The organism is uncultured Enterococcus sp. (genome assembly GCF_913775425.1).
Lineage (GTDB): Bacteria > Bacillota > Bacilli > Lactobacillales > Enterococcaceae > Enterococcus_G.
This window is the reverse complement of sequence record NZ_CAJYIS010000011.1, coordinates 37,570-56,833: the sequence shown is the minus strand read 5'-3', so window position 1 is coordinate 56,833 and position 19,264 is coordinate 37,570. Positions and strand designations below refer to the sequence as shown.

Here is a 19,264-nt window from a genome sequence, read left to right as displayed (position 1 = left end):
TTTAAGTATATCATTAATTACATAGGACGCCTAGAAAAAAAAGATGCGCCTAAGCGCATCTTTTACAATGATTCGATATAATTATATACGTTTTGGCCTGCGATACTTCCTTCACCGACTGCTGTTGTGATTTGACGCAATTCTTTTTCACGCGCATCCCCGACTGCAAAGACGCCTGGAACTTTCGTTTGCATGTTATTATCTGTTACGATCCAACCTTCTTCATTTAAAATCCCAGTATTTTGGAATGGCTCTGTCAGAGGATCTAGTCCGACATAGATAAACACACCATCTGCTGCTTCTTCTTTGACTTCATCAGTCTTCACGTTACGTGTTTTCACGCTTTGCACGACCATATCGTTTCCTGTGATCTCTTCTACGACAGTATCCCAAATAAATGAGATTTTTTCATTCGCAAATGCGCGTTCTTGAATGATTTGTTGGGCACGTAGTTCATCACGACGGTGGATAATGACAACTTCCTTAGCAAAACGTGTCAAATAGATCGCTTCTTCGACTGCTGAATCGCCGCCACCAACAACCACTAATTTTTTGTTGCGGAAAAATGCACCATCACAGACAGCACAATACGATACCCCACGGCCTGCATACTCGTCTTCACCCAGAACACCTAATTTACGATGATCACAGCCTGTCGCAATAATCACAGTTTTTGCCTGATAAGTTTCATCATCTGTGATCACTTCTTTGTAATCGCCTTGATCTTTGATTCCTTTAACGATGCCATACGCATTTTTAGTTCCAAAGCGCTCCGTATTTTCATACATTTTATTTGCTAAATCTGGTCCTTGAATAGAATCAAATCCTGGATAGTTTTCGACTTCGGCCGTATTGTTCATTTGACCACCAGGGGCTCCACGCTCGATCATTACGACATTTAAATTTGCTCTAGAAGCGTAAAGCGCTGCGGTCATCCCTGCAGGTCCTGCTCCGATTATTACTACATCATACATAATTTTTCCCTCCGTTTTCTCACTGTCTAAACTTTACTTTTTTCTAGACACTCTGTCGACTATTTTGCTTTGAATTTTAAAAAAAAGCAAGTGTTCTTTTTTTATTGGAGTTTCTTCATAGAACTTGACTTTCTAATTTGGTGGAGTAAACTTTTCAAGAAGTTGTTGCTAAGTCGTGTTCAAAAGAAAGGAACCTATTGTGACCAAATTATTTCGCCTTACCCCATCTGATTCTGAATTATTGTTTTTAAGTTGGCCGATTTTTATTGAATTTTTCTTACGTGTGGTCATTGGAAATGTCAATGTTTGGATGATCTCACATTATTCTGAACCCGCTGTTGCCTCGATTGGTGCTGCCAATCAATTGTTGAATTTATCGATTTTTATTTATGGTTTTGTTACAGTGGGTACCCAAATCATTATTGCACAGCTTCTTGGTGCTAGACGTAACCATGAAATTAAAGAAGTCATCAATACAAGTTTATTTAGTGCCTTTTTGATCGGTCTGATAATCAGTGTAACGTTTATCAGTCTTTCTAGTCCGTTACTGCACATCATGAACCTCACACCTGATCTGATTGCCATTGGAAAAAGTTATTTGCAGATTTTTGGAGGTAGTTTAGTGATTTCAGCGTTGTCAGCTGTGATTATCGCGATTTTACGTACACATGGCTATACCAAACCAGCTCTTTTAATCCCTATGACAGCCAGTATCTTGGCCGTTATTGGCAATTACTTTGCTCTTTATGGTCCCTTTGGTCTACCAAGTTTTGGCGTAGCAGGATTAGCGTGGTCTAGTGTTTTTGGTAATGGTATCGGGTTGATCATTGCTGTTGTATTATTGAAGAAACATATTTATTATTCGTTGACGGAATTGTCCCTTAAACGCTTCTCCTTTAAGCGTATGAAACAAATCTTAACTTATGGTCTTCCTTCTTCAGGCGAATCATTATCGTATCAAGGGGCTCAAGTCGTCGTAACTATGATCGTGGCTTCTTTAGGGGCAAGTGTACTGATCGCCAAATCATATATTACGGCCATTTCACAATTCGTCTATTTGATTGCTGCAGCTTTAAGTCAAGGAAATCAGATTATGATCGGTCGTCATGTAGGGGCAAAAGAATTTGATCGTGCGTATACTAGAGGCATGCGCTCCATGATTCTTGGTGTGAGTGCAAGTGTATTGATTTGTATTCTGACTTACATTTTTATCGAGCCTATCATGGGGATCTTTACCACAGATGAAACCGTCATTGCGATTGCCAAGCAAGTCTTTTTAGTTGAAATCTTATTAGAAGCTGTTCGTTCGGTCAATATGATCTTAGTTGGATCCTTAAATGCAAGCGGTGATGTCAAATATCCACTAGTGTGTAGTTTAATCGTCTTATGGATCATCAGCCTGCCGTTTTCTTATCTGTTAGCTATCCCTATCGGTTGGGGTCTTGTTGGCGTATGGATTGCCTATGCGATCGATGAATTATTACGTAGCCTATTGATGATCTATCGTTGGCGCTCTGGAGTGTGGCGTTCTAAAGCGGTACTAGATCAAAAAGAAGAAGTCGAACTGGCTTAATTCGTGGGTATTTGTTCGCTTTTTGTGTATACTAAAGTTGTACTGATTTCATATTGGAGGGTATAATATGACAACAATTTATGATATTGAAGTAGTAGATGAATCGGGTAATGCTTACACGCTTGAACGCTATAAAGGACAAGCGATGATGATCGTCAATACAGCAACAAAATGCGGCTTAAGAGGACAATTTTCTGATCTTGAAGCACTTTATAAAAAATACCAAGACCAAGGATTTGTCGTTCTCGGCTTTCCTTCAAATCAATTCCATCAAGAAGTCAGTGATGGACAAAAGGCTGCTGAAAGCTGTCGTCTTTCTTATGGAGTAAGTTTTCCAATGCATGAAATCATCGCCGTAAATGGAAAAGAAGCCCATCCTTTATTTACGTATTTAAAAGAGGCTCAAGGTGGTTTGCTGTCTGATGCCATCAAATGGAATTTTACAAAATTTTTAGTCGATAAAGAAGGACATGTCATTAAACGCTATGGTCCAAAAACATCCCCATTAGATGCAACTACTGATATCGAAGCAATTTTATAAAAAAAATGGGGTGTGACAAATGTCTGTCACACCCCATTTTGCACTAAACAAATACTACTCCAGAAGTGATTCCTTCAAAAATAAGCTAAATCATTACCGATATAGTTGAAGCTATTATCGGAATGTTTCGGCTTATTTTTTTAAGCTGTAAACTTCTATCAGCACCTCTTTTTAGACTTCTGCACTTTGTAAAGCATACATGTCAGCATAAAGCCCCATTTGTTCGATCAATTGTTCATGTGTTCCACGTTCTACAATGTTTCCATGATCCAATACAAGAATTAAATCCGCATCTTTGATGGTCGACAACCGATGGGCGATTGCAATCGTTGTACGACCACGGCGCATATTTTGCAAGCCTTCCTGAATAAATCCTTCTGTTTCGGTATCGATATTAGCGGTTGCCTCATCTAAAATCAAAATTTTCGGTTGCGTTACAATCGTACGTGCAAATGAAATCAATTGGCGTTGCCCGCTAGAATATCCCGCACCGCGTTCAATTACTTTAGCATGATATCCGCCTGGTAATTTTTGGATAAACGCATCCGCTTGAACAAATCGAGCTGCTTCTTCGACTTCAAATTGCGTGATATTTGGATTCATCAGACGAATATTGTCACTAATATCCCCATAAAATAGAAAAGCGTCTTGAAGTACTAATCCTAATTTTTCACGCAGCTCAGCTAACGGAAATTCTCGAATATCACGGTCATCGATCAAGACTTGTCCTTCACCAAATTCATAAAAACGCATCAATACATTAATGATCGAACTTTTTCCGCTACCAGTATGCCCGACTAAGGCTACCGTTTGTCCTGGATAAGCAATAAACGAAATATCTTTTAGTACTGGATGTTGCCCGTCATAAGAAAACGTCACGTGGCGAAATTCGATTTTCCCTTGTGTCACGGTAGCATCGGCTTGTGCATAAGGTTGTGGTGTTGCTTCTTCATGATCCAATATCGTCAAAATCCGACTACTCGCTACGATTCCATCTGTAAAGACACTTAAGGAGTCCATCATTTGCGTCATCGGATTAAAAAAGCTCGATACGTACGTAGTAAAGGCATAGATCAGGCCAACTTCAATCGGTGAGTGCATCGCGTCGATCCCAAATAAACTTAAAGAAACTGCTACTGCTAGAGCATATAATAAATTAATAATTGGCGCCAAAAGCAAAGAATTTGTGCGAATCATCGCAAAACGGGTAGCCAAATAATCGTTATTTGTCGCTTCAAATTCACGATTCAAACGTTCTTCTTGTCGAAATTGTTGGATAATACTCATCCCAGAGATCGATTCATTCAACTTGGTATTTAACTGACTCAAGCGTTCACGCATTTGGCGATAGATCTTCGAGCTGTATTTTTGGTAATACCAAATGACAAATAATAAGATCGGCAAAAATAATAAATTGATACACGCAATTTTAGCATTGATCTGGAACATCGCGATGAATGAGGACACGACGGCAAATACGCCCGTAATGACCGTTAAAAAGACGTACCAAAATTCATTAAGCGATTCTGTATCGTTTGATACTCGCGATACAATCGATCCCGCCGGTGTTTGATCAAAGTACCGCATACCAAGTGTGTGTAACTTTTTAAATAGTGTGAGACGTACATGTTGTAACGTTTTTAACGAGGCCATCGAATACAAATAACTTTGAAAAAACCAAATAATGGCTTTTAAAAGTGTTCCGAAAAGATACAACACACCAAAAAAGAGAATAATTTGCGTGGTCGCTGATTTAGTCGTCAAATAATTGTCAATCAAATATTGCAAGACCTTTGGCATCAAAATATTGACGATCGCTAAGGCTAAAGAAAAGCCAATCGCAATCACATATGTCTTACGGTACGCTTTGGTAAATTTGAGCATTCGTTTAATGATTGTTAGCTGTTCTTTCAAAGGCAAGGATTTGGACCATTCTGATTGTTTTTCCATTAGGCTTCTCCTCCTTCAATTTTTGCTTCAAGTTGTTGTTTTTCCCACATTTTACGATACCAACCATCATAAGCTAATAACTCATGATGTGTCCCGCGTTCGGTAATCTTTCCTTCATCAAACACTACGATCTCATCGGCGTGCATCACACTACTTAAACGATGCGCGGCAATGATTGTCGTTTGTCGATGGTGTTCCGTGCGTAATTGAGTCAAGATTTTTTCTTCCGTTTTTGCATCAACTGCCGATAAGGCATCATCTAAAATCAACAACTCCGGTCTTACAACTAAAGCTCTGGCAATCGACAACCGTTGCTTTTGACCACCAGACAACGATACCCCTCTCTCTCCGACCATCGTGTCATATCCTTGTGGCAATTGTAAGATATCTTCGTGGATTGCAGCCATCTTCGCAGCTTGATACACTTGTTCTTTAGGTAAAGTCGGATTAGCAAAGCGAATATTGTCTAAGATCGTCATAGAAAATAAAAAGTGATCTTGTGGTACATACCCAATCGATTGCAACAATGCATCTAAAGTATATTGACTCAACCCGTGTTGGCCAAATAAAATCTTACCGTTAAAATGATCGTATTCGCGTAACAATAATTTTAGCAGCGTTGTTTTTCCCGCTCCAGTTTTCCCAACTAGTCCTAATGTTTGTCCTTCTTTTATGGTAATTTGAATATCTTGTAATGCGATTGCGTTTTGTTTTGGATAATGAAATTCATTAATTGCAATCATTACATCCCCTTGAGCCTTGGTTTTGATGCCATGCTTTTCTTCGATGATATGCGTTTGATGTGCCAATAGTGCTTCGATTCGATCATAACTCGCATTTCCTCGTTCGATGACATTAAACAAGCGCCCAATCGCAAACATCGGCCATACTAACATCCCGATATAGCTTACAAAAGACACCAATTGTCCGATCGTAATCGTTTCGTTCATGACATAGCGTCCACCAATGATAATCGTCAGCACATAAGAAAGGCCAATAATCAAGGTAATTGCAGGATCAAATAACGCATCTAAGCGATTGACCCGCTGATTTTTCACAATCGCCTGTTCGATCTTCGTTTCAAAATCGGCGATATCTTCTTCTTCTTGACCAAATGTTTTGATAACCTTCATTCCAGTAATACTTTCTTGTGCTTTATCATTGATCGTGGAAAAGGCCGCTTGTGATTCACGAAATGCCGCATGGATTTTTGATCCTAAAACTCGAGACGTTACGGCTAATAGTGGTAATGGAATCATCGCTAAGATCGTCAAACGCCAGTCTACAAATAACACCATCGCGACAATCGTCGAAATCCCTGTGATCAACGAATCGGCAAATGTTAAGATTCCTGCTCCAGCAACGTTTTGGACCGCACTAACATCATTTGTCGCATGTGCCATCAAATCACCAGTACGATGTTGTTGATAGAATTCGTGATCCATTTTCGTAAAGTGTCGAAACAATCGTTCGCGTAAGCTTCGTTCTAAACGCGCGGCACTTCCCCAAATATTCGTCCGCCAAATAAAACGAAACACATATTGTAAACTAGCGGCGACTACTAAAATACTGATCCACATTACTAGACGTGAACTCGTTAACAAACGACCATCGATTTCATCAATGATTACACCAATAATTTTTGGTGGAATTAATTGAACGATAGCGACTACAATCAATGCGATAATTCCAACAATATAATGTTTCTTTTCAGCTTTAAAAAACCAACCTAATTTTTTAAATATCGACACCTTACTTCACTCCTTTTAGCGTCAGAAAAACGCGAACTGGAATATCAGCCCGCGTTAAAATCAATTATTTTTGATTTTTCATTTGTTGCATCATTTGACGAATTTTTTTCTCAGATGGTTTTTGCCCCATCGACATCATCATTGAACGCAACATATCCTCGTTGATTGGAGGATTTTTTTTCAAGTAATCTTGCATATATTTACGCGCTAAGAAAAAGCCACCTACAGCTCCTAAAGCTAATGCAACAATTGCCACTACTACATACCACATTTAGCAAACACTCCTTTCTTGAATGCACTCTCAATTTTCTATTTTACTAGAAAATAAAATAAAAACAATCCAAAAATAAAAAGTTATCTCTCTAAAATTTCAGTTTGGATTTTTTCGATCATCTGCGGATCAAAGGTTTGCGTTTGAAACATCTCGATCTCGCGTTTATATGGTGCACGTTTTGTCTTTTTATCCTCACCGACATAAGGTGTTTCTAAAATTTTAGGTAACGTTAGCAATTGGGGATGGTGTACAACGTGATTCAATGCATCAAAACCGATTGTACCAAAGCCGATATTGGCATGACGGTCTTTATGTGACCCTTGAGGATTTTTCGAATCATTAACGTGTAATACTTTCAAGCGATCTAACCCAATAATATGATCAAATTCGTTTAAGACACCATCAAAATCTTCTTTTATATTGTAGCCTGCATCATTAGTATGACACGTGTCTAGTGTAACCGACAGTTTTTCATTCAAGGTAACGCCCTCAATGATCTGTGCTAATTCTTCAAATGTTCGCCCAATCTCTGTTCCTTTTCCAGCCATCGTTTCTAAGGCGATCTGAGGAATCTGATCTTTATCTAAGACTTCATTCAATCCTTTGATGATCTGCTTAATACCAGCATCCGCCCCTTCGCCTACATGTGCACCAGGGTGCAAGGTAATTTGAGTAGCGCCTAATGCTTGGGCACGTCGAATTTCTTCACGTAAAAATTCAATCGCAAATCCAAAATTTTGCGGTTTGATCGTATTGCCTAAATTAATGATATATGGGGCATGCACGACGATATCTCCTAAGCCGTGTGATTCCATAAATGCTTGTCCAGCTTCAATATTTAATTCCTCAATCGGTTTACGACGAGTATTTTGCGGTGCCCCAGTATAAATCATAAACGTTGTTGCATCGTAACTTGCCGCTTCTTTTGCTGAAGCGAGTAACATCTCTTTTCCACTCATGGAAACATGTGAGCCAATTCTCATTAAATTCTCCTTTAATCAAAAAAGGCGTGTGTTTGACCACACACCTTTTTTTAAAATGTTAGTAAAAAGTATTTTTTCTTTCCTCGTCGAATCACAACAAAACGATCTGATAGTTTATCGCTAGCTTGTAAAACGTAATCCACGCTTTGAACGCGTTCACCATTGACATAGATCGCACCATTTTGTAAATCTTCACGTGCTTGACGTTTGGATGAAGCGATATTTGCTGCAATCAATAGCTCAAGTAATTGATCCGAATCTTCTGATGTCACATGATACGTTGGGACATCTTTAAACCCTTGTTCGATTTCTTCACCAGTCAGTTGTTTGATCTCACCATTAAACAAGGCATTCGAGATACGAACTGCTTGTTCATAGCGTTCTTGACCGTGGACAAGTGTCGTTACTTCTTTAGCCAACGCTTTTTGTGCCACTCGACTTTCTGGTGCTGCTAAAAATGCTTTTTCGATTTCAGCGATTTCTGCTAAAGGTAAGAAAGTAAAGTATTTTAAGAACTTGATCACATCACGATCATCCGTGTTGATCCAAAATTGGTAGAATTCGTACGGTGTTGTTTTTTCTGCATCTAACCAAACCGCGTTACCTTCTGTCTTCCCAAATTTTGTTCCATCAGCTTTAGTGATCAACGGCATTGTAAGTCCAAATCCTTGAACTTCTTTTTCACGGCGTAGTAATTCGATCCCTGAAGTAATATTTCCCCATTGATCACTACCACCTAATTGCAATAGACAACCGTGTGTTTCGTATAATTTTAGAAAATCATATGCTTGTAGTAATTGATAAGCAAATTCTGTATATGAGATCCCGCTTTCGATACGACGTTTGACACTTTCTTTACTCATCATATAATTGATGGTAAAGTTTTTCCCAACATCGCGTAAAAAATCGATCATCGAAATTTCGCCTAACCAATCATAATTATTGGCAATAATTGCCGGAGCTGTTTCGCTTTCAAAGTCAATAAAGCGCGACAATTGACCTTTAATTTGATTGGACCATTGTTGCACGATATCTAATGTATTCAATTGGCGTTCTTGATCTTTAAATGAAGGATCACCGATCATTCCTGTCCCACCACCAACTAGAGCGATTGGAACGTGTCCATTTTGTTGGAAACGGCGTAACATTAGTACAGGTAACAAATGTCCAATATGCAAGCTATCGGCAGTTGGATCAAACCCAACATATAATTTTACAGATTCCTCATTCAGTTGTTTTTCTAATGCGGCTTCATCGGTTGTTTGAAATACCAAGCCACGATCTTTTAGTTCTTGAAAAAAGTCAGAACTCATTTTTTTTCCCCCTTACGGCGTAGTCATTCTCCATATTAACTGATATTTTTAAGAAAGAAAAGTATCAAGTGCAAATTCTTCGATTTTCCATCTAATCGTCCACCTATCCTTCTAATCTATTTTTTGATATAATCATACAGAATAATATGAAAATTGAGGTGACCCTTTTGGCACAAAAACGAGCAACAAAAAAATCAAGACAAACACCTCGTTCTTCTGGTGGCTTATTTTATTTTAATGTCGCAATGCGCGTGATTCAGTCCCTTGTTTTATTCGTCATTTGTATCGGGATTTTTGCTGGCTCACTCGGTTTAGGAATTGGCGTAGGATATTTTGCCTATTTAGTAGAAGACACGAAACTACCAAACAAACAAACGCTCCAACAAGAACTTGGCAACATCTCGCAAACATCAACCTTGACGTATGCCAATAACGCGATGATCGCTACCGTAAATTCTGATTTACAGCGAACGACCGTCAAATCAGATCAAATTTCTGATTTAGTTAAAAAAGCAATCGTCGCAACGGAAGACGAAAATTTCTATGAACACAATGGATTTGTCCCTAAAGCCGTACTTCGGGCTTTGATTTCTGAAGTAACCGGTATTGGCAGTAGTGGTGGATCTACTTTGACCCAACAATTAGTCAAGCAGCAAATGTTAACTAACGAAACGACCTTTAAACGCAAAGCCAACGAAATCATTCTTGCGCGTCAAGTAGACGATGTTTTTTCAAAAGATGAAATCGTAACGATGTATTTAAATGTATCTCCTTTTGGACGCAATAACAAAGGTCAAAATATCGCAGGTGTCCAAGAAGCCGCTGAAGGGATCTTTGGAGTTCAACCTAGTGAGCTAAATCTAGCACAAGCGGCCTTTCTTGCTGGATTGCCACAAAGTCCAATCAGCTATAGCCCTTACAATGCCGACGGTTCTTTGAAAGAAGATGACTCGCTTGGATTAAAACGTAAAGATTTTGTCTTATTTAGCATGTATCGAACAAAAGCGATCACCAAAGAAGAATACGAAGAGGCAAAAAATTATGATCTTGCAAAAGACTTCCTTCCTCAAGATCAAACCAATCAAGATGAACAAAGTTATCTTTATTATGCTGTTCTTGATCAAGCAAAAGAAGTTTTAGCAAAACAATTAGCTACACAAGCCAAAGTGAGTACGCAAGATTATCAAAAAGAAGCAATCAAAAATTCTTATGAAGAATTGGCAGAACAAAAAATTGCATCTGGTGGGTACACTGTTAAGTCGACAATCGACCAAGGAGTCTACCAAGCGATGCAGGATGCTGTAGCGGCTAATGGCTACTTGCTTGATGACGATACAGGAGTGGAAACGCAAGTTGGGAATATTCTCATGGACAATAAGACGGGTAAAATCCTAGGTTTTGTCGCTGGTCGTGATTTTTCAACGAATCAGTTTGATCATGCGTTTGTAGCCAAGCGACAAGCAGGTTCAGCAATCAAACCCGCTTTAGTGTACGGCCCTGCTGTGGATCAAGGATTGATTGGTACAGAATCACGTGTATCCAATTATGAAACCAACTGGGGTGGCGAAGGTGATGATAGTGGTGATGCGGTCGTCAATGCGACGCAAATCAATATGAATACCTTCCAAACAGTACGCGATGCCATCTCTTGGTCTAATAATATTCCGGCCTATCAAATCTATCAAGCCACTTTAAACAATGCCAAAGATGATCGTTTTGTTTATGATGAGTATCTTTCTAAGATGGACTATCCTGATCTTGACCAATGGAGCTATAAGTCAGCACCTCTTGGCGTAATGGATCTAACCGTCTTAGAACAAACAGCCGGTTTCCAGACCTTGGCTAATGGTGGAACTTATCAAAAAGGGCATTTAATCGATACCATCACTGACTCTACTGGTCAAGTCGTCTATCAATATGATGAAAAACCAGTTCAAGTGTATTCTAAAGCAACAGCTTCGATTATGAATGATTTGATGCGTAGTGTATTAGATAGCAAAATTACCACACCATATAAAAATGTATTAGGCTCAGTCAATGGTACATTAGCTTCCGCTGATTGGGTTGGAAAAACAGGAACAACAAACGACTATGTAGATTCTTGGCTCGTTGTCTCTACTCCTTCGATCACGCTAAGTGGTTGGACAGGACATGATGACAATACACCATCTGATTCAGGGGCAAGCAAACGCCAAGCCAACTATATGGCCTACTTGGCTAATGCAATCTATCAGGCAAATCCTGAATTGATCAATACCAATGAGAAATTTACTCTAGACAATAGTGTCAAAAAAGAAAAAGTTGCGACTTTCACTGGTGAAAAATTGGTTAATACTGTGACCATTAACAACTATAAAGTAACCGTTCCAAAAGAAACAACTACCTCTTATTGGGCGAAAGATGGTCTAAAAGATAGTACGTTTAAATTTGGAATCGGCGGAACCGATAGCAACTACCTCGATTACTGGCGTACTATTGCTCCACGTATTCCAAATAACTAAAATGAGGCTGTGACAGAAGTGGGCAGCTCTAAAAAATAAGCCGCATCATTCCGATAATAGATTCATCTATTTCGGTCATGATGCGGCTTGTTTTTCGAAGACGTTACTTCTGAAACACCCTGTATTCGATTTTTAAAGGATGTGCCAAACGGCACATCCTTTTGTTTATTTAGAAGATCCTTTTTCAACGATGTGGTAAGGTAACGTGATCGTTTTTTCTTCCACTTCTTCTTTGTTCATTAATTTGGTCAATAAACGCATCGATACTGCACCTAAATCATATAGCGGTTGGCTAATACTAGTTAAGCGCGGACGAGCCACTTCTGTTAAGAGTGAGTTATTGCTTGTAATGATCTCAAACTCTTCTGGTACGTTAATTCCACGATCTAATAATCCATCTAAGATTCCGATCGCTAATTCGTCATCTGTTACATAAGCCGCTGTAGCACCACTATTTAATAAGCGATCCACTAAAGCTAATCCATCTTTAAAGCTATAAGGTGTCTCAAAGATCAATCCTTCATTGTAGGCTAAATCAGCCTCTTTCAATGCTTCTTTATAACCTGATAAGCGATTATGACCATTGATTGGATCAATCAACGCCCCACTGATAAATGCGATTTTTTCATTGCCATTTTTAGCAAGCAATGTCACCGCTTCTTTTGTCGCTGCAGTATAATCAATATTCACACTACCCACTTGTTCATCTGGATCAATCGATCCGGCTAAAACAACTGGTGTTTTCGAACGTGAAAATTCGCCTCTGATTTCATCAGTAATGTGATGTCCCATAAAAATAATCCCATCTACTTGTTTAGCTAACAGATTATTCAATACGGAAACTTCTTTTGCACTTTCACCATCTGAGTTGGTTAAGATAATATTGTATTTATACATAGTTGCAACATCATCGATTCCACGAGCTAGTGAAGAGAAAAACATGTTGCTAACGTTTGGAATGATGACACCTACTGTGGTCGTCTTTTTACTTGCCAGTCCTCTAGCTACAGCATTAGGACGATAGTCTAGACGATCAATGACCTCTAAAACTTTTTTTCGTGTCACTGGTTTTACATTTGGGTTCCCATTGACTACACGAGAAACTGTCGCCATCGAAACATTTGCTTCGCGGGCTACATCATAAATAGTAATCGTTTGTTTTTCCATGATAGTGCTCCGTTCTTATATTTTTTCAGAAAATCTTATTTACATTTCCTATTAAGAATAGCAAAAAAACAAACATTATGCAACCGTTTTATTGTCACTTTCATGAAATTTACTTTCTAGTCACCGTTTGAAATCAATGTTAAAATGGATTGAATCGATGTAGAAAGAAGGAACAAGTAGATGAACGATGTAAAATTAACCGAATTGACGAATTGGCTAAAGCGAAATGATATTTCATTAGCCTATATTAGCGATCCTGCTTCTGTCGCATATTTCACAGGATTTGAAAGCGAACCACATGAACGGATTTTAGCGCTCTTTGTCCCTGCTGAAGGTGCACCATTTTTATTCACACCGGCTTTAGATGTCAAAGAAGCCGAACATAGTGGCTTTTCCTATGATGTCGTAGGCTATTTAGACAATGAGTCCCCGTTTGAAAAAATCAAAACGGAAATCACTGCGCGTTATGGTCTTCCAAAAGAGATGGCCTTAGAAAAAGGGGCGTTGACTTTAGATCGCTTTGAAGCCATCCAATCTGCATTTTTAGAGACACGCTTTTCATTTGATCTTACGCCAGAAATTGCACGTATGCAGCTAATCAAAACAACTGCAGAAATCGACAAGTTACTTACCGCTGGTTCTTGGGCTGATGTTGCATTTGAAATTGGTTTCAAAGCGATCAAAGAAGGGATCAGCGAACAAGAAATTGTAGCCGAAATTGAATACCACCTAAAAAAACAAGGAATCTCGCACATGTCTTTTGATACATTAGTATTGGCTGGCGAAAATGCAGCCAATCCTCATGGCACACCTGGCGCACATCAAATTGAAGCAAATCAACTCGTATTGTTCGATTTAGGTGTGATTGCCAATGGCTATTGCTCGGATGCAACACGTACAGTAGCCTATAAAGAGCCTACTGCTTTGCAACAAAAGATCCATCAAATCGTGCTCGAAGCACAATTAACTGCTCAAGCAGCTGTTAAACCAGGTATTTTGGCAAGTGAACTAGACAAAATCGCGCGTGACGTGATTGCAGGATATGGTTATGGTGAGTATTTTAATCACCGTCTAGGACATGGTATTGGCGCTTCTGTACACGAATATCCTTCACTCGTTGAAGGCAATGATCTTATTATCGAAGAAGGCATGTGTTTTTCATTAGAACCTGGAATCTATATCCCAAATCAAGTCGGTGTTCGTATTGAAGATTGTGTCTATGTGACAAAAGATGGCTGTCAGCCATTTACAACTACGCCAAAAGAATTAATGATCTTAAATTAAAAAACACGCGCTCATATGGGCGCGTGTTTTTTAATTAACTATTTGCTTCTTCTTTGATTTCATCTTGTAATTTTTCAGTAATCGCTTTTGCATCATCTGTTGCATCTTTTGCGACATCTTTTGCTTCTTCTTTACCTTCTTGGACAGTTTCTTTTGCATCTTTTGCTGCATCATCGACTTCAATAAAGATATCTTGTGCATGCTCTTTGCTTTGTTTGGTAACTTCATTGGCCGTTTTTTTGAAACGATCAGATAATTCATCTGTTTGTTTTTTGACTTCATCTGTCAACTCTGAAGTCGTATCCATCATTTCATCATTTGCATCCGTTACTTTTCCTTTTAAAGTGCTTGCTAAACCGTCAGCTTGTTGTGCCAATTGACTTGCTTTATCTTTTGCGATTTCGGCTAAATCAAGGCCTTTATCCTTAGCTACGTCAGAGTAATCAGCAGCAGCATCCATCAAGTCATCAACTTGTTTTGCTAATTTTCCACGAATTTCTTTACCTGATTCTGGCGCCAATAATAACGCTGCTGCCGCTGCTGCTGTTCCACCAATAATTGCACCTAATAAAAATCCACTTGTTTTACCCATGAAAATTCCTCCTTTTATTTAGCTGTTTCTTTATTTTTTGAAAAATATTTTGATGCTGCTTGCCCTACTTTACCAGCAACTGTTGCTTTCGCCGTCGTACGTCCCAATGAACTCACACGTGTAAGCAAGTTACGGCTAGAATAATTTAAATCTGAAACGGAAGTTCCTAAATCTGCTACCGCTGTAAATAAAGGATCGATTGTTGCTACTTTTTGATTTACATCGATTAGTAGCTCGTTGCTTTTCACGAGCAACCCTTCTACTTCGCGTGACAATACATCCACGTCTTTTGTCACGATGGTAATCGTTTCATTAGCTAAATCAACGGTTTTTTGAACTTTATCGACGGTTTGTGTAACTTTACCAAGCAATCGAATAATAAAGAACACTAAGACCACAAACGCTAACGCTGCAATTAAAGCGGCGATTTGTCCGATTGACATACCAACACTCCCTTCCTTAAACTATTTAAAACAAGCATAGCATTTCCCTGATTTTTCGACAAATATAAACTATGCTTCTTCCGAATTTTCTGGTGTTTCACTGATTTTTGGCTGTTTTGCACTTAATTCTTGTCCCAATTCAATGATAAATTGAGTCAGATTCTCTTTTACTTCTGGATGCGTTAGACCATATTCGATACTTGTTTTCATAAATCCAAATTTGTCACCCACATCCGAACGTTTCCCTAAGAATTCACGTGCAAATACGCGCTGTGTCCGATTTAATTCATCGATCGCATCCGTTAATTGGATTTCATTTCCAGCTCCAGGTTTTTGAGTTTCAAGAACTTGGAAAATCTCTGGTGTTAAAAGGTAACGTCCGATAATCGCTAAATCACTTGGAGCATCATCTGGAGTACTTGGTTTTTCAACAAAGTTTTTAACATTATATAGACCTGGTTCTACTTGTTCACCTGGATTGATAATGCCATATTTGACCGTTTCTTCATGAGGAACGTTCATCACAGCAATCGTTGAGGCATGTGTGACTTCATAATCATTGATCAACTGTTGCGTTAGTGGCACCTCGTCTTCCATCAAATCATCACCTAACATCACGACAAAGGGCTCATTGCCTACAAAAGCTTTTGCTTGCAATACAGCATGCCCTAATCCTAATGGATGAGATTGACGGATGAAGTGTAAATTGACTTCGGTTGTTTCTTCCACTAATTTTAAGAGTTCTGACTTGCCTTTTTCTTTTAGATTCATTTCTAATTCAAGATTTGCATCAAAATGGTCTTCAATTGGACGCTTCCCTTTTCCTGTAACGATCAAGATATCTTCGATTCCTGATTTTAACGCTTCTTCTACGATAAATTGAATCGTTGGTTTATCGACAATTGGTAACATTTCTTTGGCCATTGCCTTTGTTGCAGGTAAAAAACGTGTGCCTAAACCCGCTGCTGGAATAATTGCTTTTCTTACTTTCATGTGATTGCTCCTTTATTCTTCAATAGAAAATTCATTTTCGATTTTGCCATCGCGCAACATGATCTCTCTTAGCGCCACTTGGATGTCTTTTCCTTCATACAATACATCATAAATCGTTTCAGTGATTGGCATTTCAACACCTAGTTCACTTGCCAACTCTTTTGCGGCTTTGGTTGTCGAAACACCTTCAACTACCATCCCCATGTTGTCTAACACTTCATCTAGCGAGTGTCCTTGACCCAGTAAGTGCCCTGCGCGCCAGTTTCTTGAGTGAACACTCGTGCACGTTACAATCAAATCACCTACACCACTTAGACCGATAAAGGTCAATGGATCTGCTCCCATCGCCACACCTAAACGACTGATTTCAGCTAAACCACGTGTCATGATCGCCGCTTTGGCATCATCACCAAAACCTAATCCTACTAGTGCACCTGCACCGATTGCGATAATATTTTTCAATGCTGCACCAGTTTCGACGCCAATCACATCTGGATTGGTATAAATACGAAAATAGTCGTTCATAAATAGCGCTTGAACGTACGTTGCAGCAGCTTCATTCACAGAAGCTGCTGTGATTGTCGTAATGTCACGGCGTGAAACTTCTTCAGCGTGACTAGGACCAGACAATACAATGATCTCTTGACGTTTATTCGTTGGAATCTCTTGTTCTAAGATCTGTGAGATTCTTGTATGTGTCACTTGCTCCAACCCTTTAGAAGCATGGATGATTTGTGGTTGATGGGTTAATAAAGCAGCAACGTTTTTTGCGACTGAACGAATCGCTTTCGTCGGTACGACAAACAAAATCGCATCCGTCTGCTCAATCGCTCGTGCCAGATCGTATTCTGCTTTGATGCTTGTTGGCAACACTAATTCTGGCAAATACCGTTTGTTTGTATGTTGTTGATTGATTTCATTGATCTGCGCTTCATTATTGCCCCAAAGCGTGACCTGATGGCCATTTTCGGCTAGTACTTGAGCAAGCGCGGTTCCCCAAGATCCTGCACCTAAAACTGCAATCCGTTGTTGTTTCATAATTTTCCTCACTTTTAGACGATCCATTGGTTTTTCCAATGACTACGATCGTATGATTTTAATGGTTGATTGTGTCGGCGGCGCCAAATAAATACCCCAATGGCACTGATCAGTAAAATAAACGACAATAACTGAGACACGCGAATATCCCCGAATAAATACAAACTATCCGTTCGCATCCCTTCGATAAACATCCGACCAAAGCTATACCAAATGACATAACTTAAAGCGACTTCACCTTGTTTCAACAGTCCCGTTTTTTGACGTAATCCTACTAATACGATGAACCCAATAAAGGTCCACATGGATTCATATAAAAATGTTGGTTGGCGATAAGCGCCATCGATATTCATATTTTCAATAATGAATTGTGGTAAATGAAGCGACTCTAAAAATGAACGTGTCGTCTCACCACCAAAGGCTTCATGGTTCATAAAATTTCCCCATCGTCCAATCGATTGTGCGATCATTACACTTGGTGCGGCGATATCTAAAAATGTCCACATCGAAATAAAATGACGTGAGCAAAAATAATACAACCAAATTGCCCCAACAATCAATCCTCCATAGATAGCCAAACCACCAGAACGAATATTAAATACTTGAATTGGATCTGCTAAATAAGGTTGCAGATCAAATAAAATATAATAGAATCGTGCTCCAATAAAGGATAACGGTAAGCCAACGAGCATAAAATCAGTTACATCATCTGCTTTCATCCCGACACGCTCTGCTTCTCTGGAACTTAACACCATTGCAATCACGACACCAGAAATAATAATCACGGCATACCAGTAGATCGGCAAGCCAAATAACTCAAATGCCACACGATTGACATATCCTACCATTGATAACGCTCCTTTATTCCGCTGAATTTTCTTCGATCAAACGACTCAAGCGTTGTTCAAATGATTTTGTTGCATCAAATCCCATTGAACGTGCACGATGGTTCATCGCAGCCACTTCAATGATGATCGCAACATTTCGTCCTGTTTTAACTGGGATTTTGATCTGCGGGATTTGAACCGAGCTGATATCCATCGATTCATCCGCACTTCCTAAGCGATCATATTGTTTATCTTTCGCCCAATTTTCAAGATATACGACTAGTTGTACTTGCATGGAACCACGTACGGCACTGGCACCAAATAAGTTCATCACATCAATGATCCCAATCCCCCGAATTTCAATTAAATGCTCTAAAATTTTTGGAGGTTCCCCGACTAGCGTCAAATCATCTTTCTTAAAGACGTCTACTCGATCATCGGCAATCAATCGATGCCCTCGCTTGATCAGCTCTAATGCTGTCTCACTTTTTCCGATTCCGCTATCTCCTTGGATCAATACGCCTAAACCATACACGTCGACTAATACTCCATGGATGCTTGTACGGGTTGCAAGCTGTTCTTCTAGATAACTTGAGATTTCACCAAGTAGTCTTGAAGTCGATACCTTTGAACGCAAAATCGGGATCTGATGTTCTTCACATGCTTGGATCATTTCATCTGGGACCACTAAACCTCTTGAAATAATAAATCCCGGTGTTTCATCTGAACACAAGCGACGTAAAATCATTAAACGCTCCTCTGGCATCATACGTTGAGCAAACGTAATTTCTTTATTGCCAAATAATTGCAAGCGATCGTTGGAATAATACGAAAAATAGCCCGTCAATTCTAAGCCAGGTCGTGAAATATCCCCGGTAAAAATTTCTTTTTCGAGTGCCACTTCATTTCCAGTTACGATTTCTAAATTTAGTGCTTGAGTTAATTCACGAATCTTCACTGATTCTGTCATAGTTAGACCTCTCTTTCTATGCTGAGTACTGTTATATTTTATCATTGTATGTGTGAAATTCCTATCATCTATCTAGGATATTTCATTTTT

At 39.2% G+C, this 19,264-nt stretch carries 17 protein-coding genes; 4 read left to right on the top strand and 13 right to left on the bottom strand.

What is annotated here, in order from left to right; translation table 11 throughout:
- Nucleotides 1-62: 62 nt before the first annotated feature.
- Nucleotides 63-974, bottom strand: a complete 912-nt coding sequence (gene trxB / locus QZ413_RS01070) for a thioredoxin-disulfide reductase (protein WP_297074653.1) — start codon at nucleotides 972-974, stop codon at nucleotides 63-65.
- A 199-nt stretch (nucleotides 975-1,173) separates the two neighbouring features.
- On the opposite strand from trxB, the gene QZ413_RS01065 reads away from it, so the two are divergent.
- Both QZ413_RS01065 and QZ413_RS01060 read left to right on the top strand, forming a co-directional pair.
- Entirely contained in the window at nucleotides 1,174-2,547 is a 1,374-nt protein-coding gene (locus tag QZ413_RS01065; protein WP_297074651.1) for an MATE family efflux transporter, read from the top strand.
- 67 nt (nucleotides 2,548-2,614) lie between these two features.
- On the top strand, nucleotides 2,615-3,088 hold the full coding sequence (locus QZ413_RS01060) for a glutathione peroxidase (RefSeq protein ID WP_297074650.1): 474 nt from the start codon (nucleotides 2,615-2,617) through the stop codon (nucleotides 3,086-3,088).
- 171 nt (nucleotides 3,089-3,259) lie between these two features.
- Here QZ413_RS01060 and QZ413_RS01055 read toward each other — a convergent pair whose 3' ends face one another.
- From QZ413_RS01055 to tyrS, 5 genes are all read right to left on the bottom strand, one after another.
- Nucleotides 3,260-5,038, bottom strand: a complete 1,779-nt coding sequence (locus QZ413_RS01055; protein ID WP_297074649.1) for an ABC transporter ATP-binding protein — start codon at nucleotides 5,036-5,038, stop codon at nucleotides 3,260-3,262.
- Nucleotides 5,038-6,789, bottom strand: a complete 1,752-nt coding sequence (locus tag QZ413_RS01050; protein WP_297074648.1) for an ABC transporter ATP-binding protein — start codon at nucleotides 6,787-6,789, stop codon at nucleotides 5,038-5,040. The genes QZ413_RS01055 and QZ413_RS01050 overlap by 1 nt, the downstream gene beginning before the upstream one ends.
- Nucleotides 6,790-6,853: 64 nt before the next feature.
- A complete protein-coding gene (locus QZ413_RS01045) occupies nucleotides 6,854-7,060 on the bottom strand; it encodes a YneF family protein (protein WP_297074647.1) in 207 nt (68 codons plus the stop codon).
- A gap of 83 nt (nucleotides 7,061-7,143) precedes the next feature.
- Entirely contained in the window at nucleotides 7,144-8,046 is a 903-nt protein-coding gene (locus tag QZ413_RS01040) for a deoxyribonuclease IV (protein WP_297074646.1), read from the bottom strand.
- 50 nt (nucleotides 8,047-8,096) lie between these two features.
- Complete coding sequence (gene tyrS, locus QZ413_RS01035) at nucleotides 8,097-9,359, bottom strand: tyrosine--tRNA ligase (RefSeq protein WP_297074645.1); 1,263 nt, start codon at nucleotides 9,357-9,359, stop codon at nucleotides 8,097-8,099.
- 167 nt (nucleotides 9,360-9,526) lie between these two features.
- On the opposite strand from tyrS, the gene QZ413_RS01030 reads away from it, so the two are divergent.
- Nucleotides 9,527-11,860, top strand: a complete 2,334-nt coding sequence (locus QZ413_RS01030) for a transglycosylase domain-containing protein (protein WP_297074643.1) — start codon at nucleotides 9,527-9,529, stop codon at nucleotides 11,858-11,860.
- 165 nt (nucleotides 11,861-12,025) lie between these two features.
- On the opposite strand, the gene ccpA is transcribed toward QZ413_RS01030, so the two are convergent.
- On the bottom strand, nucleotides 12,026-13,027 hold the full coding sequence (gene ccpA, locus QZ413_RS01025) for a catabolite control protein A (RefSeq protein ID WP_297074642.1): 1,002 nt from the start codon (nucleotides 13,025-13,027) through the stop codon (nucleotides 12,026-12,028).
- 180 nt (nucleotides 13,028-13,207) lie between these two features.
- Between ccpA and QZ413_RS01020 the strand changes: the two genes are divergently transcribed.
- Nucleotides 13,208-14,311: a Xaa-Pro peptidase family protein gene (locus tag QZ413_RS01020; protein ID WP_297074641.1), complete on the top strand. Its 1,104-nt coding sequence runs from the start codon at nucleotides 13,208-13,210 to the stop codon at nucleotides 14,309-14,311.
- 34 nt (nucleotides 14,312-14,345) lie between these two features.
- On the opposite strand, the gene QZ413_RS01015 is transcribed toward QZ413_RS01020, so the two are convergent.
- The 6 genes from QZ413_RS01015 to hprK form a co-directional block, all read right to left on the bottom strand.
- The gene (locus tag QZ413_RS01015; protein WP_297074640.1) at nucleotides 14,346-14,903 is read right to left on the bottom strand and encodes a YtxH domain-containing protein; all 558 of its coding nucleotides are present in this window, start codon (nucleotides 14,901-14,903) and stop codon (nucleotides 14,346-14,348) included.
- A gap of 14 nt (nucleotides 14,904-14,917) precedes the next feature.
- Nucleotides 14,918-15,346 (bottom strand): DUF948 domain-containing protein, encoded by a 429-nt coding sequence (locus QZ413_RS01010; protein WP_297074639.1) that lies wholly within the window; start codon nucleotides 15,344-15,346, stop codon nucleotides 14,918-14,920.
- 69 nt (nucleotides 15,347-15,415) lie between these two features.
- Complete coding sequence (gene galU / locus QZ413_RS01005; protein WP_297074638.1) at nucleotides 15,416-16,339, bottom strand: UTP--glucose-1-phosphate uridylyltransferase GalU; 924 nt, start codon at nucleotides 16,337-16,339, stop codon at nucleotides 15,416-15,418.
- 12 nt (nucleotides 16,340-16,351) lie between these two features.
- Nucleotides 16,352-17,377: an NAD(P)H-dependent glycerol-3-phosphate dehydrogenase gene (locus QZ413_RS01000; RefSeq protein WP_297074637.1), complete on the bottom strand. Its 1,026-nt coding sequence runs from the start codon at nucleotides 17,375-17,377 to the stop codon at nucleotides 16,352-16,354.
- 14 nt (nucleotides 17,378-17,391) lie between these two features.
- Nucleotides 17,392-18,225: a prolipoprotein diacylglyceryl transferase gene (gene lgt, locus QZ413_RS00995; RefSeq protein ID WP_297074636.1), complete on the bottom strand. Its 834-nt coding sequence runs from the start codon at nucleotides 18,223-18,225 to the stop codon at nucleotides 17,392-17,394.
- Nucleotides 18,226-18,238: 13 nt separating this feature from the next.
- Nucleotides 18,239-19,174 (bottom strand): HPr(Ser) kinase/phosphatase, encoded by a 936-nt coding sequence (gene hprK, locus QZ413_RS00990; protein WP_297074635.1) that lies wholly within the window; start codon nucleotides 19,172-19,174, stop codon nucleotides 18,239-18,241.
- Nucleotides 19,175-19,264 lie beyond the last annotated feature (90 nt).